Source organism: uncultured Sphingorhabdus sp. (assembly GCF_937872355.1).
In the GTDB taxonomy this organism is placed as follows: domain Bacteria; phylum Pseudomonadota; class Alphaproteobacteria; order Sphingomonadales; family Sphingomonadaceae; genus Sphingorhabdus_B.
In genome coordinates this window covers 14,902-28,877 of record NZ_CALMSV010000059.1, presented here as the reverse complement: position 1 = coordinate 28,877, position 13,976 = coordinate 14,902, and the positions used below count along the sequence as shown (strand labels likewise).

Below are 13,976 nucleotides of genomic sequence, written 5' to 3'. Positions count from 1 at the left end.
GGATGGCCTTCGCGCTGCACTGCACGCACCAGCTTCGGCAAACCGGCCTCGATCTTGTCATGGCCGTAGCGCGTAATCAGCGTCATCCGCCCTGGAACGCGCGCCGGATTCAGCGTATCGAGCATCCGCAACAGCGCATCCGGCTCCAGACTCGGCCCGCACTTCATGCCAATCGGATTGCCGATACCGCGTAGGAATTCGACATGCGACGAACCCTCAAAACGGGTGCGGTCGCCAATCCACAGCATATGCGCCGAGGTGTCGTACCATTGACCGGTAAGCGAATCCTGCCGCGTCATCGCCTGCTCATAGGGTAAAAGCAGCGCTTCATGGCTGGTGTAGAAGCTGGTGCCCTTGATCTGGGGAACGGTTTCGGGGGTGATACCGCAGGCTTCCATGAAGGCCAGCGCCTCACCAATACGGTCGGCCACATCCTTGAACTTTTTCGCCCATGGCGAACGTCCCATGAAATCGTGCGTCCAGGCATGAACCTGTTGCAGGTTGGCATAGCCGCCCTGGCTGAATGCGCGAAGCAGGTTCAGCGTGGCCGCAGCCTGGCTATAGGCCTTGACCATACGTTCGGGATCGGGCTCGCGCGCGACGGATTCGAATGCAATGTCGTTGATGATGTCGCCGCGATAGCTAGGCAGCTCGACGCCATCGATCACTTCGGTATCGGCAGAGCGCGGCTTGGCAAACTGACCTGCCATGCGGCCAATCTTTACTACCGGAAGCTTGCTGGCAAAGGTCAGGACGACAGCCATCTGCAACAGCACGCGGAACGTATCGCGGATGTTGTTCGGGTGGAATTCGGCAAAACTCTCCGCACAATCGCCACCCTGGAGCAGGAACGCCTTGCCATCCACCACATCGGCAAGTTCCGAAGTCAGGTTGCGCGCTTCACCCGCGAATACCAGCGGCGGAAAGTTGCGCAGCGTTGTTTCCGTCGCGGCCAGTGCTTCCTGGTCACGATAGGTCGGCATCTGCTTGCCGTCATGGTTGCGCCAGCTTTCGGGCGTCCAATTCGCCGCCATCTCGATTACTCCACTAAGTCTATTGCGGGCGGCCTTCTAGGCGTGTTGCCAACGATGGTGCAAGCAAAAGCGCCTATTTCCGTTCCAAACGCAAGTTTGTTGCTGCGCTGCACAATTTTTTACAAGCGCCGTAAAAATATGTCACGTTAATCCAAGGCTTTCTGCGCGTCCCGCGATGAAACAGGGCAAAATTAGCACTCCAGATTGTAATCCGTTGCGCCTATAGGCGACTCGTTACAGGGGTATAACTTTAGTCACAAACATGCTGCATCAGCCGTTCCACACAGACAGCGCACCGCAAAAACGGCAAGCACCTGCCAAGCGCCAACGGCGCCTGTTTGGCTGGCGTGAGGTTGTGCTTGTGGTGATAGCCTTTCTGCTTTTGGCATTGCTACCTAGCTCGGCCCAGTGGGCGTGGAGTGTTCCGAGCGAACCATCGACCAAGGATTTGCTGGCAGATGCTGCCGAACGGGCTGACGAAAATTTCTCTGGCTCAGCCTTTTTCTTCCTTGATCCCGATGTGAACGCCCCCGCGGCGCCCCAACTCAAATTGACAAAATCGGTATCGGGTATTCCCCCCGAAACATCGGCTTTGGTTGCAAAGGCCGATCTCTCTGCATTCGCGACAAACGCAGCGACCGCGCCGTTCGTGATGAAGGCGGGAACGGTTGATTATGGCCGCGCGCTGAAGTGCCTGACCGATGCAATCTATTACGAAGCTGCGAACGAACCTGACGCAGGCCAGCGCGCCGTCGCGCAGGTCATCATCAACCGCATGCGGCATCCGACCTATCCGAACAGCGTTTGCGGCGTCATTTATCAGGGGTCGGAACGCGCTACCGGTTGCCAGTTCAGCTATAGCTGCGACGGGTCGATGGCGCGCACCCCTGCCCGCCCGTCTTGGTTGCGGGCACAGCGTGTTGCGATGGATGCGCTTTCGGGCTCGGTTTATGCGCCCGTCGGCATGGCGACACACTATCACGCGACCTATGTCTATCCCTATTGGGCCCCGAGCCTGAATTTCATCGGCACCATCGGTGCGCACCGTTTCTATAGCTGGAAAGGCAGTGCCGGGCGCCCGTCTGCATTCTTCCGCAGCCATGCTGGCCGTGAACCCTTCCCCGGGCCGAAGCCAAGGGTGTGGACGGCTGACAAATTGCCCCTGCTTGATCCGATCCAGTTGCAGCAGCAATATGAACGCGAATTCGCCGCGCTGCGGATGAAGGCGGAGGCCGACGCTATCGCCAAGTCAGGTCTGGCCAGTAACGCCACCGGTGCTGCGGCCTATAACGACATCGCACCTTATCGCGCCGCACTTGCGCCAAGCTACACTGCGCCGGACTATTCTGCGAACGCGCGCGCGCAGGGCGGCGACGCCAGCTTCGGGGGTGGTAACCTGCCCGGCGATGGCAATGTCAAAAGCGAATATCAGGCAAGCGGCAGCTGGAAAAAGCAGCCAAGCGGAATTTAGCCCGTTTTCTGGCTGAGGCACAAGGTAGCTCGCAGCCCACCTTCGACCCGATTTTCCAGCACTATGTCGCCGCCATGCACCCTTGCAATGGCGCGGGCAATGGTCAGCCCCAGGCCACTTCCGCCCGAGGCACGGTTGCGTGATGTTTCAGCGCGGGCAAAGGGCTCAAACATCTGCACCATCTGGTCGGGAGCCAGTCCGGGGCCTTCATCCTCGATTGTAACAAGTACGTGGTCGCCATTGCATATCGTGCTGATTTGCGCCTTGCCTCCATATTGCAAGGCATTGCCCATCAGGTTGCGCAAGGCCCGGCGCAGCAGCACCGGACGGACGGTTGCGCGGCATTTTTCGGCGCTGTCCTTCCCCGACAGCCGATCATCGTTGTCCAACTCACCCGCCACCATTTCGACCAACGCGTTGATGTCGGTCAGAACTGGTGTTTCAGACGATTTTCCAAGCCGGGCGAGAATCAGGATATCGTCGAGGATCTGCACCATTTCCTCAACTGTGGCTGCCATCTTGCTCCGCTCATCCTCATCATCGACCGACTCGATACGCACACGCAGCGATGCCAGCGGCGTCTTCAGGTCGTGCCCAATCGCACCCAACATCACGTCCTTTTCGGTCAACATCGCATTCACACGCTGCTCGGCCGTATTGAAACTGTCGATCAAACTACGGATGTCGTCGGGACCTTGCGGCTCAAGCGGGGGCGCGCCGCTCGCCAACCCCGCATGCTCGAGACGCAGGTTGAGTTGGCGCAACGGTTTGGAAATCTGGCGAATGACGAGCAACAATGGGATCATCACGCCGAGGTAGATCAGCCCGGTCTCGATAAGAAGCGCCAGCGGTGGAAGAATGTTGCGCGTCCTTACCCGTGCGGCCGAGTGGAGCCAGTTACCGTCGGCCAGCTTGACGCTGAGCAGAGCCACTTCTCCTCGACTGGAATTTGCGCGCCATTTTTGTTCAGGAGCACTACGATAAGTATGAGGCCTGGGTTTAAGATCGTCCGGCAGCGCAGAGGCCGGTCCAACAGACAAACGCACCGACTGGATTTCCGGATAGACAGATTGCAAATGCATGGCGAGGCGCTCGGCCAATTCTTCGGTACTGTGGAATCCTGGCGTATTCAGAGGTCCCTGTGCCCTGATCGTTCTGACCGAGGGCCGGCCTCCCAATCTGTTGACTGGTTCAACCGAGCCAAAATCAAGCCTATTGGATGCTACCGCAACCATTAGTGATGATGCCTCAACCACTGCCCGACCCTTGAGCATCTGGTATCGCATCGCAGTGTTAATTCCTTGGACGAGCAACAGGCCAAAGGCAGTCACCAACATAATCCTGCCGGTCATACTGCGCGGAAAAAAGCGAAGCCCCCTGGTCACAGTCAGTTCCGTTGCACTTCGACCGAGAAGCGATAGCCGCCGCCCCAGATTGTCTTGATATATTTGGGATCCTTTGAATCCGGTTCGATCTTGCGGCGCAGGCGGCTGACCTGGTTGTCGATCGCGCGATCAAACGGCCCGGCGATGCGCCCCTTGGTCAAGTCGAGCAACTGGTCGCGATTGAGCACCTGCCCTGCCCGCTCGATCAGGGCCTCAAGCAGACGGTACTCACCCGATGACAAGGGAACGAGTGCGCCTTGCGGATCGAACAATTGCTGCTCGGCAGTCTTCAACTCCCAACCGTCAAAGGTCCAGATGATACCGCCATTGCCATTGGCAGCCGGCGCTCCGTTGGTGCGACGGAGAGCGACCTTGATACGCGCCACCAGTTCGCGGGGAGAGAATGGTTTGACGACATAATCGTCCGCACCGATTTCAAGGCCGACAATGCGGTCAGCTTCTTCAGAGCGTGCGGTAAGCAGTATAACCGGTGGCCCGCCATTTTCGGCGATGAAACGCGTCAGACTGAGGCCATCTTCGCCCGGCATCATGATATCGAGCAGTACAACGTCGATATCATAACCCTTGAGTGCTTCGCGCGCATTGGCTGCATTGCCCGCCTCGGTCACGCGATAGCCCTGTTTCTCCAGATAACGCGCCAAAGGATCGCGGATCGACAGTTCGTCGTCGACCAACAGGATATGCGGGCGGGTCTTGGGCATCGGCTGTTACTATCGCGCCAATCTGCAAAGGGGAAGCGGGGCGGCGTAATAGGGGCAATGCCGCCCCGCTAACAGGGAAGGAGGCTTAGTTTGTGGCAGCTGCCTTCATGCGTTCGCGCATCGCGCTGCGCATGGCATCATGCTCGGCATTTGAAATCTGTCCGTCCTTGTTGCTGTCTGCCTTGGCGAAATGGGCATCAATTGCAGCAATCATTTCTGCCTTGGTGATGGTCTTGTCGCCATTGCTGTCGGCCATTTTGAGCATCTTCATGCCGCCGCCATGACGGCCACCGTGATGGCCACGACCTTCGTGACGACGCCCCATCTTGCCTTCAACGCGTTCGCCACGTTCTGCTATGCGTGCGGCATGCGCAGCGGTGAATTCAGCTTCACTGATGCTGCCATTTTTGTCGGAGTCCATTTCGCCAAACTTTGCTTTCTGCTTGGCTTCACGATCTGCGGCATTGATCTGGCCGTCGGCGTTGACATCCATCTTGGTGAAATGGGTGTTTGCCATCGAAGTTACTTCAGCCTTGCTGAGCAAACCGTCACCATTGGTGTCTGCTTTGCCCATCTGACCGGGGGCGGCAAAGGCTACCGCTGCGGCGATTGCAGCAGTCGCAACCGCGCCGCCGCCAATGAGGAGTTTCTTTTTCATGTCACTTGACCTTCGTGTCTGTCCATAGAGCCGCTATGGCCGGTTGCCTGCTATTTAGGAAACAAAGGTCGCAGAACTATCCGATGCGCGCACGAATTTGTCGCAAATGGTAACAGCCGCAGAAGCGGCTGGGATCGGCAAAACTGTTGGTAAAGTTGGAGCGGGTAAGGGGAATCGAACCCCTCTAGCTAGCTTGGAAGGCTAGAGCATTACCACTATGCTATACCCGCCCGCTCCGGTGGCCGCGCTAATGCCATTGCGGCGCGCGCCGGTCAATAGATATGCAGCAAATGAAAAGCCCCGCAGCGATCGCGCGCTGCAGGGCTTTTCACTAAATCAGTCTCAATGCTTTTTGTCAGCCCAGATGGTGCGGTACGACAGATAGCACAGTGCGGTGAAGATGATCAGGAAGATCAGCGACGCCCAACCTGCAGTCTTGCGTGCTTCCATCTTCGGTTCGGCTGTCCACGTAAGGAAGGCCGCAACGTCCGTTGCCATCTGGTCCTTGGTCGCCTTTGTGCCGTCGTCAAAGGTCACCTGGTCGTCGCCGGTCAGCGGCGGGGCCATCGCAAGGTTCAGGTTGGCGAAATAAGGATTGTAATGCAGGCCGGTGCCCGGGCGGCTTTCCTTAGGCAGATTTGCCGGAACAGCCTGATAGCCGGTAAGCAGTGAATAGACATAGGCAGGGCCATTGTGGCGAGCCTTGGTCATCAGCGAAAGATCAGGCGGAAGCGCATTGTTGTTGGCGGCACGCGCTGCTGTTTCATTCGCATAGGGCGAAGGAATCTTGTCCGAGGGCAGACCCGGGCGAGTGGCAGGCTCACCGGTTTCCGGATTAATCGAGGGAACCTCGGTCTTCCAGCCCTTGGCAATCGCCTTCACTTCATCTTCGCTATAGCCAAGATCTTCGAAGTTACGGAAAGCAACCTGGTTGAGACTGTGGCAAGCCGAGCAAACTTCGGCATACACTTTCAGACCGCGCTGCAATTGCGCCTTGTCATAGGAACCGAAGGGGCCGTCATGTTTGAACGACACCTTCTTGGGATGTTTGTGGAATTGCGATTCTACAGTCGGCGCAACAGGCTCGGTAACTGCAGTATAGGCACCCGTGACGAACGAGATCAGCAGCATTCCGCTGAAGAACAAGCCGACCAGACCAGCGATAAGACGGACCATGATGCTATTCTTTCCCTGTTAGGCAGCAGCAGTTTCGAGCGGTTTGCCGGTGACCGCTTCGGTGATCGAGTTCGGCAGCGGCGCGGTTTTTTCAATCCGCGACACAATCGGCAGGATGATCAGGAAGTGCGCGAAGTAGTAGGCCGCGGCAAGCTGGCTGAGCATCACATAGGGCTCCTCGGCCGGCATCACACCGCAGAAACCTAGGACCCCGATATTGAATACCAATACATAGAAGAACTTCCGGAACAGCGGGCGATACTTCCCCGAGCGCACCGGTGAGGTATCGAGCCAGGGCAGGAAGAACAGCAGCAGGATCGAACCGAACATTGCCAGCACGCCCATCAGCTTTGCCGGGATGATCACGATACCGGTAAAGGGGATCGCAAAGTCCACGGTGAAGGCGCGCAGGATCGCGTAGAACGGCCAGTAATACCATTCGGGAACGATGTGCGCAGGCGTCGACATCGGGTTAGCCGGAATATAATTGTCTGGATGGCCCAGCATATTCGGCGCAAAGAAGGTGACGAGTACAAAAGCAATCAGGAACAGGCCGAGGCCGAAACCGTCCTTTGCCGTGTAATAGGGATGGAAAGGAACCGTGTCACTTTCCGCCTTCACCGCAACGCCGGTGGGGTTCGACGAACCCGGGATGTGCAGCGCCCATACGTGCAGGATGATCGCACCCAATATGACGAAGGGCAGCAGATAGTGCAGCGAGAAGAAGCGGTTGAGCGCGGCTTGATCGGGCGCAAATCCACCCAGCAGCCACTGGCGCAATGGCTCACCCACGACCGGAATGGCCGAGAAGAAACCGGTGATAACCTGCGCACCCCAGAAGCTCATCTGGCCCCAGGGCAGCACATAACCCATGAAGCCGGTAGCCATCATGAGCAGGAATATTACAACGCCGAGCAACCACACCATTTCGCGCGGGGCCTTGTACGAACCGTAGAAAAGCCCGCGGAATATGTGGATGTAGACCACGATGAAAAAGAAGCTTGCGCCGTTCATATGCGCATAGCGGATGAACCAGCCACCGTTCACGTCGCGCATGATATGCTCGACGCTGTTGAACGCGCCATCGATGCTTGCATAATAATGCATGGCAAGGATTATGCCGGTGATGATCTGGATCATCAGCGCGACGCCCGAAAGCACGCCAAAATTCCACCAGTAATTCAGGTTGCGCGGAACGGGATAGCCGCCGCCGATGGCGTTGTAGACAAAGCGGGGGAGCGGCAGGCGTTCATCGACCCACTGCATCACCGGATGCTGAGGCTTATATTCGTTGGCCCAGGGGAAACTCATTTCGGTGCGCTCCTCAACCGATTTTCACGACTGTGTCGGAAATGAATGCGAATTCGGGAACCTGCAGGTTCAGCGGCGCCGGACCCTTGCGGATGCGACCGGCAGTATCATAGTGCGAACCGTGGCAAGGGCAGAAATAGCCGCCAAATTCGCCTTTTACTTCACCCGCCGCAGCGCCCAGCGGCACGCAACCAAGGTGGGTGCAGACGCCCATGGTGACCAGCCAGTTTTCCTTGCCCGGCTTGGTGCGTTCGGCCAGCGTCTGCGGATCGCGCAGCGTGCCGACGGCAACCTTGTTTGCATCAGCAACTTCGGCCGGGGTCAGGTTACGGATGAAAACCGGCTGTTTGCGCCAGCTGGTCTTGATCGCCTGACCGGGCTCGATTGCGGCCACGTCAACCTCGATCGAGGCAAGCGCGCGGACATCGGCGCTGGCCCCCATCTGGTTCAACAGCGGCAAGGCAACTGCAGCGGCACCAACGCCTGCCCAGCTAACTGCAGCAATGTGAATGAAATCCCGACGGCGAACGCCATCTTCGGCAACTGTTTCTGTCATGCTTTCCGCCTGTTCGACCGTAGCCATGTTTCGCCCTCAAACTCCGCTTTGAAGCGGCAGACTGCCGCGCGGTTAACCCCTATATTCTTGTCATTCTTGCACAGTCTGGCTTGTAGGCCAACTGTGATTCCGCGGCCTCATAGACGCGTTGCGCCCGATTTGCCAACCGGGAAATTGGCCAATATGTGTCATTCGCCTGTGTATAAGTTGCAAAAAACGGAACCTACCTTGAAAATTGCCCTCTACCAGCCCGACATCGCCGGAAATGTCGGCACGATTTTGCGCCTGAGTGCCTGCCTTGGTGTGCCCTGTGCAATCATCGAGCCGTGCGGCTTTCCTTTTTCAGACAAGGCGCTGAAACGGGCGGGTATGGATTATGCCGAAGCCGTCGAGGTAGAGCGTTTTGCCGACTGGCAGGCATTTGCCCAATCCGCAAAAGTCGAAGGCCGGCGAATAGCGCTGATGAGCAGCAAGGGCTCGACTTCGCTGTTTGACACTAACTTCCATCCCGATGACATTTTGCTCTTTGGTTCCGAAAGCGCCGGGGTTCCTGAAGATGTGCATGCTGCGTGCGACCTGCGCATACGGATTCCGATGCAACCCAGATTTCGCTCCTTGAATGTTGCCGTTTCGGCTGGCATCGCGCTTTCGGAAGCCCTGCGCCAAACAGGGCAATTGCCAATGGAGAAGACGCCATGACGTTGACCCTCGACGTCCAGCAAGCCACCGCCCGCGAATGGTTCGAAACGCTGCGAAACCGCATTTGCGCGGAATTTGAGGCCATCGAGCGTGAGGCCGGGTCCGATGCCAGCTTTGAATATCTGCCCTGGGATCGCACCGATCATGACGGCTCGCCCGGTGGCGGCGGGGTGCGCGGGGTAATGAAGGGCCAGGTCTTTGAAAAGGTCGGCGTCAACGTTTCGACCGTCGGCGGCGCGTTCAACCCCGATTTCGCCCAGACAATCCACGGCGCGGCGGAAGACCCCAGCTTTTTTGCAACCGGTATCAGCCTGGTCGCACATATGGCCAATCCGCATGTGCCTGCTGTGCACATGAACACCCGTTTCCTCGCGACCACCAAACGCTGGTTCGGTGGCGGTGCGGACCTTAACCCACCCATCGCCTATGACGAGGACACCGAAGAGTTCCACGCCCGCCTGCGCGCCGCTTGCGCGCCTTATGGACCGGAAGTTTATGAACGGTACAAGCAATGGGCCGACGATTATTTCTGGATCCCGCATCGTCAGGTGCATCGCGGCGTCGGCGGGATATTCTACGACCATCTCGAATGTGAGAATGACACGCTATTCGAACGCAATTTCGCCTTCACCCGCGATGTGGGGGAAGCCTTTCTCGACATTTTCCCGAAGATCGTCCGCAAGCGGATGGGGCAGGAATTTAGCGAGGCTGAAAAGCAGGCGCAGCGCATCTGGCGCGGGCGCTATGCAGAGTTCAACCTTGTCTATGACCGCGGCACGACATTCGGCCTCAAGACAGGCGGTAACGTCGACGCAATTTTGATGAGCCTGCCGCCCGAAGTGGTTTGGGAATAGCGGCTTGGCCTATTCCCCGATTCCCGACGGCCATATCGCCGCCATCGTCACTTCGCTCGAGATGACCGAGCGCCCACCCTTGCGTCCGATGCCGGCGGGCGAATTGCGGCTCGAACGGTGGGAAGCCCCTGCCCTCGAAAAATACCGCCTGCTCTACCGCCGCGTGGGGGAGCCATGGCTCTGGTTCTCACGACTGGTGATGGCGGACGAGGAGCTGGTGGCCACCATCCACAATCCCGATGTCATGATCTGGGCGGTGACCGACCGGCGCGGGATTGAGGTTGGCATTTTGGAACTCGACTTCCGCGAAGCCGGCCTATGCGAACTCGCCTTTTTCGGCCTCATCCCTGCTCTGAATGGTAAGGGCCATGGGCGCTGGCTGATGGCGATGGCGCTGCAGGCCGCATGGGCGCGCAAGGGCGTGGAGCGGCTATGGGTGCACACCTGCACGCTCGATGGGCCGGGCGCCTTATCATTCTATATGAAAAGCGGCTTCAAACCCTATCAGCGCCAGCTCGAAACCTTCCCGGACCCGCGCCTCTCCGGGCACCTGCCGCGCGAGGCGGCCCCGCAAATTCCGATCATCGAATAGGACCAGATCTCCCATGCTCCACTATGAAGACATCGTCGTCGGCACCAAATCCAGCTATGGGAAATATGAAGTCACGCGCGAGGAAGTGATCGAATTCGCCACCAAATATGATCCGCAACCCTTCCATCTGAGCGACGAGGCGGCCGCACAAACCTATTTCGGGCGACTGTCGGCGAGCGGATGGCACACCGGTTCGATGGCGATGCGGATGATGGTCGAAAATATGAAGGTCAACCAGCAGGCCGGGCTTGGTTCGCCCGGCATCGACGAGCTGCGCTGGCTGAAACCGGTCTATCCGGGCGACACGCTGCGCGTCGAGAATGAAATCCTTTCCAAACGCCGCTCAAAATCACGCCCCGAAATGGGCAGCTTTGTCGGTCGCACCACAGTGTTTAATCAGGACGATGTTGCGGTGATGTCGATGGTTTCGACCGGGTTGATCAGGGTGCGGAACCCGGAGATTCCGGGCGAGTAATCACTTCCTCCCGAACAGCTTTTCCACGTCCCCAAGAGCCAGTTTCACCCAAGTCGGTCGGCCGTGATTGCACTGGCCTGAACGCGGAGTGACTTCCATTTCGCGCAGAAGTGCGTTCATTTCGGCGACGCTCAGCACGCGACCTGCGCGGACGGATCCGTGGCAGGCCATGGTTGCTGCGACCAAGTCGAGCCGTTCTTTCAGGCTGATGGCCTCATCATAGGCGGCAAGATCGTCGGCGAGGTCTTTTACAAGGGCTTGGACGTCTTTGGTGCCCAACAGAGCAGGCACGCTGCGCACCAGCATCGCGGCAGGGCCAAAGCGTTCGATTTCCAGACCCATATCGGCGAACTCTGCGAGCCGCGCTTCCAACCGGTCGCAGGCGGTTTCTTCGAGTTCGACCACTTCGGGCACCAGCAGGCCCTGCGTCGCCACCCTGCCCTGCGCCGTCGCCGCGCGCATGCGTTCTAGCACCAAGCGCTCGTGCGCCGCGTGCTGATCGACAATGACAAGCCCATCCTCCGCCTCGGCAACTATATAGGTTGCCGCTACCTGCCCGCGCGCTACGCCGAGGGGGTGGCGGACCGCTTCGGGGACGGCTTCGGTCGATGGCTCGGCACGGCCCATCAACGGGGCCAGTTCTTCTCCCTGAATAGCCGCCAGATCGGCAAAGCTCGACCGCGACTCCGACAGTCCGGCAAAGGCCGGGCGGCGGGCATAATTGCCCTGATAGGCGGTTGGCGGTGCGGCGAAGATATCGCCCTGCGCCGTGCGCACCGGTTCCTGCTGCCAGTTGGCCAGCGCGGCCTCTGCAGGGCGTTGCACACTACGGAAGCCTGCCTGATCGATAGCATGGCGGAGCCCCGAAACGATGATCCCGCGCACCAGCGCCGGGTCGCGAAAACGCACCTCGGTCTTTGCCGGGTGGACGTTCACATCAACCTCGCTGGGAGGCAAATCGAGGAACAGCGCGACCACAGCATGGCGATCGCGCGCCAGCATTTCGGCATAGGCACCGCGCACCGCGCCGACCAGCAACCGGTCCTTCACTGGTCTGCCATTTACGAAGAGATATTGATGATCGGCAACCCCGCGGTTGTAGGTGGGCAACGAGGCAATGCCGCCCAGACTGATCCCTTCACGCTGAAAATCGAGGGCCACGCTGTTGTCGGCCAGTTCAGGTGCGGTCAGCGCCGCCACCCGTTCGGGACGGCCCATATCCGGCTGCACCGCCAAAGTCCGCCGTCCATCATGTTCAAGCGTGAAGCCAATATCGGGCCGTGCCATCGCCAGCCGACGCACGGCATCGAGCGCAGCGGCATATTCGGCGCGCGGGCTGCGCAAAAATTTGCGCCGCGCGGGGATGTTGGCGAACAGATTTTCGACTCTAACGCGCGTGCCGGGCGGTATCGCGGCAGGCCCTTCGGACACCAGCTGCCCATGGTCAACAACCCTGCCCCAACCATCGCCTCCCCGCACCCGGCTCTCGACGGTGAATTTCGAAACACTGGCAATCGACGGCAAGGCCTCCCCCCGAAAGCCCATCGTCAACGCCTGATCGATATTGTCGTCGGGCAATTTGGAGGTCGCATGGCGTTCGAGCGCCAGTGCAATTTCGTCCGGCGTCATCCCGCAGCCGTCGTCGGTTACCTCAACAAGGTCCAGCCCGCCCACGCCCAGCCGGATCGATATTTGCGATGCGCCCGCATCGATGGCATTCTCGACCAGTTCCTTCAACGCACTGGCCGGTCTTTCTACCACTTCACCGGCTGCAATCCGGTTGATGAGCGTATCGGGGAGCCTTCTTATTGACATCTGGGCGCACCTAGACCAAGCGCCGCGCTCAAGCGAATCCTTTCATGGTGAAGAAGCGCGATTTTGCTGTTTTGAAAGACGGCAAATTCCTGTAGTGCGACGCGATTGCGCCGCGCCGTCATCAAAGGCATTTCAGCCCGCAATTCCTCAAACCTCTTTCTGGGTGGAAGATTAGAGAATGTTCAAGCTTTTCCGGTTTGCCTCGCAAGACATGGCAATCGATCTCGGCACGGCGAATACGGTCGTGTATGTGCGCGGTCAGGGCATCGTCCTCAATGAACCTTCGGTGGTAGCCATCGAAACAATCAACGGCATCAAGCGCGTCAAAGCCGTGGGCGACGATGCGAAGCTGATGATGGGCAAGACCCCCGACAGCATAGAGGCGATCCGCCCCTTACGCGACGGCGTGATTGCCGACATCGATGTGGCCGAGCAGATGATCAAGCACTTCATCCACAAGGTGCACGGCAAGCCCCGCATGTTCAGCTATCCCGAAATCGTGATCTGCGTGCCTTCGGGCTCGACGTCGGTCGAACGTCGCGCGATTCGCGATGCGGCTTCGAATGCTGGTGCCAGCGCGGTGTACCTGATTGAAGAGCCTATGGCTGCCGCAATTGGCGCCGACATGCCTGTGACCGAGCCTATCGGTTCGATGGTCGTCGACATCGGCGGCGGCACGACGGAAGTCGCGGTGCTTTCGCTGCGCGGCCTTGCCTATACCACTTCGGTCCGCACCGGCGGCGACAAGATGGACGAAGCCATCGTCTCTTATGTCCGCCGACATCACAACCTGCTGATCGGTGAAGCCACGGCCGAGCGGATCAAGAAGGATTTCGGCACCGCGCGTGCGCCAGCTGATGGCATTGGTCACACGATCCACATCAAGGGCCGTGACCTTGTGAACGGCGTTCCCAAGGAAATCTCGATCAATCAGGGGCAGATTGCCGAAGCCCTGTCCGAACCCATCGGCACGATCGTCGAAGGCGTGCGTATCGCGCTGGAAAACACCGCACCCGAACTGGCGGCTGACATTGTCGATCAGGGCATCGTGCTCACCGGCGGTGGGGCATTGATGCAGGGTCTGGACGAACATCTTCGTGACGAAACCGGCCTGCCGGTGACCGTCGCCGAAGATCCATTGACCTGCGTCGCAATCGGCACCGGGCGCGCGATGGAAGACCCGGTCTTCCGCGGCGTCCTCCTCACCGCATAAGGTCGGAACAAGGGG

Annotated in this window: 14 protein-coding genes and 1 tRNA gene; 6 read left to right on the top strand and 9 right to left on the bottom strand. The window is 58.9% G+C overall.

What is annotated here, in order from left to right; translation table 11 throughout:
• The coding region (locus Q0239_RS03120) for a 3-deoxy-7-phosphoheptulonate synthase class II (protein ID WP_298598230.1) at positions 1–1,034 on the bottom strand (1,034 nt) is incomplete at its 3' end.
• 262 nt (positions 1,035–1,296) lie between these two features.
• Between Q0239_RS03120 and Q0239_RS03115 the strand changes: the two genes are divergently transcribed.
• A complete protein-coding gene (locus Q0239_RS03115) occupies positions 1,297–2,505 on the top strand; it encodes a cell wall hydrolase (protein ID WP_298598227.1) in 1,209 nt (402 codons plus the stop codon).
• Here Q0239_RS03115 and Q0239_RS03110 read toward each other — a convergent pair.
• The 7 genes from Q0239_RS03110 to petA form a co-directional block, all read right to left on the bottom strand.
• On the bottom strand, positions 2,502–3,437 hold the full coding sequence (locus Q0239_RS03110) for an ATP-binding protein (protein WP_298598223.1): 936 nt from the start codon (positions 3,435–3,437) through the stop codon (positions 2,502–2,504). The two genes, Q0239_RS03115 and Q0239_RS03110, sit on opposite strands and share 4 nt — an antisense overlap.
• Before the next feature lie 455 nt (positions 3,438–3,892).
• On the bottom strand, positions 3,893–4,612 hold the full coding sequence (locus Q0239_RS03105) for a response regulator transcription factor (protein ID WP_298598220.1): 720 nt from the start codon (positions 4,610–4,612) through the stop codon (positions 3,893–3,895).
• A gap of 85 nt (positions 4,613–4,697) precedes the next feature.
• Positions 4,698–5,270, bottom strand: a complete 573-nt coding sequence (locus tag Q0239_RS03100; RefSeq protein WP_298598216.1) for a calcium-binding protein — start codon at positions 5,268–5,270, stop codon at positions 4,698–4,700.
• 156 nt (positions 5,271–5,426) lie between these two features.
• Positions 5,427–5,500 (bottom strand) — tRNA-Gly (locus Q0239_RS03095).
• A 112-nt stretch (positions 5,501–5,612) separates the two neighbouring features.
• Positions 5,613–6,446: a cytochrome c1 gene (locus Q0239_RS03090; RefSeq protein ID WP_298598213.1), complete on the bottom strand. Its 834-nt coding sequence runs from the start codon at positions 6,444–6,446 to the stop codon at positions 5,613–5,615.
• Positions 6,447–6,464: 18 nt separating this feature from the next.
• The gene (locus Q0239_RS03085; RefSeq protein WP_298598210.1) at positions 6,465–7,757 is read right to left on the bottom strand and encodes a cytochrome b/b6; all 1,293 of its coding nucleotides are present in this window, start codon (positions 7,755–7,757) and stop codon (positions 6,465–6,467) included.
• A gap of 13 nt (positions 7,758–7,770) precedes the next feature.
• Positions 7,771–8,313, bottom strand: coding sequence for a ubiquinol-cytochrome c reductase iron-sulfur subunit (gene petA / locus Q0239_RS03080; RefSeq protein ID WP_298598207.1), 543 nt, complete (start codon positions 8,311–8,313; stop codon positions 7,771–7,773).
• 228 nt (positions 8,314–8,541) lie between these two features.
• On the opposite strand from petA, the gene Q0239_RS03075 reads away from it, so the two are divergent.
• The 4 genes from Q0239_RS03075 to Q0239_RS03060 are packed head-to-tail and all read left to right on the top strand — an operon-like array spanning position 8,542 to position 10,933.
• Positions 8,542–9,012, top strand: coding sequence for a tRNA (cytidine(34)-2'-O)-methyltransferase (locus Q0239_RS03075; RefSeq protein WP_298598204.1), 471 nt, complete (start codon positions 8,542–8,544; stop codon positions 9,010–9,012).
• Positions 9,009–9,866: an oxygen-dependent coproporphyrinogen oxidase gene (gene hemF / locus Q0239_RS03070; protein ID WP_298598201.1), complete on the top strand. Its 858-nt coding sequence runs from the start codon at positions 9,009–9,011 to the stop codon at positions 9,864–9,866. Before Q0239_RS03075 ends, hemF begins: the two co-directional genes overlap by 4 nt.
• Positions 9,867–9,870: 4 nt before the next feature.
• Positions 9,871–10,458, top strand: coding sequence for a GNAT family N-acetyltransferase (locus Q0239_RS03065; protein ID WP_298598199.1), 588 nt, complete (start codon positions 9,871–9,873; stop codon positions 10,456–10,458).
• 13 nt (positions 10,459–10,471) lie between these two features.
• Positions 10,472–10,933 (top strand): MaoC family dehydratase, encoded by a 462-nt coding sequence (locus Q0239_RS03060; RefSeq protein ID WP_298598196.1) that lies wholly within the window; start codon positions 10,472–10,474, stop codon positions 10,931–10,933.
• Here the strand turns inward: Q0239_RS03060 and mutL are convergent, their stop codons facing one another.
• Positions 10,934–12,748, bottom strand: a complete 1,815-nt coding sequence (mutL, locus tag Q0239_RS03055) for a DNA mismatch repair endonuclease MutL (RefSeq protein WP_298598193.1) — start codon at positions 12,746–12,748, stop codon at positions 10,934–10,936.
• A gap of 178 nt (positions 12,749–12,926) precedes the next feature.
• On the opposite strand from mutL, the gene Q0239_RS03050 reads away from it, so the two are divergent.
• Entirely contained in the window at positions 12,927–13,961 is a 1,035-nt protein-coding gene (locus tag Q0239_RS03050) for a rod shape-determining protein (protein WP_298598190.1), read from the top strand.
• Positions 13,962–13,976 lie beyond the last annotated feature (15 nt).

Bases quoted from the DNA above. Each gene is read 5' to 3' on its own strand.
- Q0239_RS03115 (WP_298598227.1), top strand. From the start codon at position 1,297: ATGCTGCATCAGCCGTTCCACACAGACAGCGCACCGCAAAAACGGCAA.
- Q0239_RS03105 (WP_298598220.1), bottom strand. From the start codon at position 4,612: ATGCCCAAGACCCGCCCGCATATCCTGTTGGTCGACGACGAACTGTCG.
- Q0239_RS03100 (WP_298598216.1), bottom strand. From the start codon at position 5,270: ATGAAAAAGAAACTCCTCATTGGCGGCGGCGCGGTTGCGACTGCTGCA.
- Q0239_RS03090 (WP_298598213.1), bottom strand. From the start codon at position 6,446: ATGGTCCGTCTTATCGCTGGTCTGGTCGGCTTGTTCTTCAGCGGAATG.
- Q0239_RS03085 (WP_298598210.1), bottom strand. From the start codon at position 7,757: ATGAGTTTCCCCTGGGCCAACGAATATAAGCCTCAGCATCCGGTGATG.
- petA (WP_298598207.1), bottom strand. From the start codon at position 8,313: ATGACAGAAACAGTTGCCGAAGATGGCGTTCGCCGTCGGGATTTCATT.
- hemF (WP_298598201.1), top strand. From the start codon at position 9,009: ATGACGTTGACCCTCGACGTCCAGCAAGCCACCGCCCGCGAATGGTTC.
- Q0239_RS03060 (WP_298598196.1), top strand. From the start codon at position 10,472: ATGCTCCACTATGAAGACATCGTCGTCGGCACCAAATCCAGCTATGGG.
- mutL (WP_298598193.1), bottom strand. From the start codon at position 12,748: ATGTCAATAAGAAGGCTCCCCGATACGCTCATCAACCGGATTGCAGCC.
- Q0239_RS03050 (WP_298598190.1), top strand. From the start codon at position 12,927: ATGTTCAAGCTTTTCCGGTTTGCCTCGCAAGACATGGCAATCGATCTC.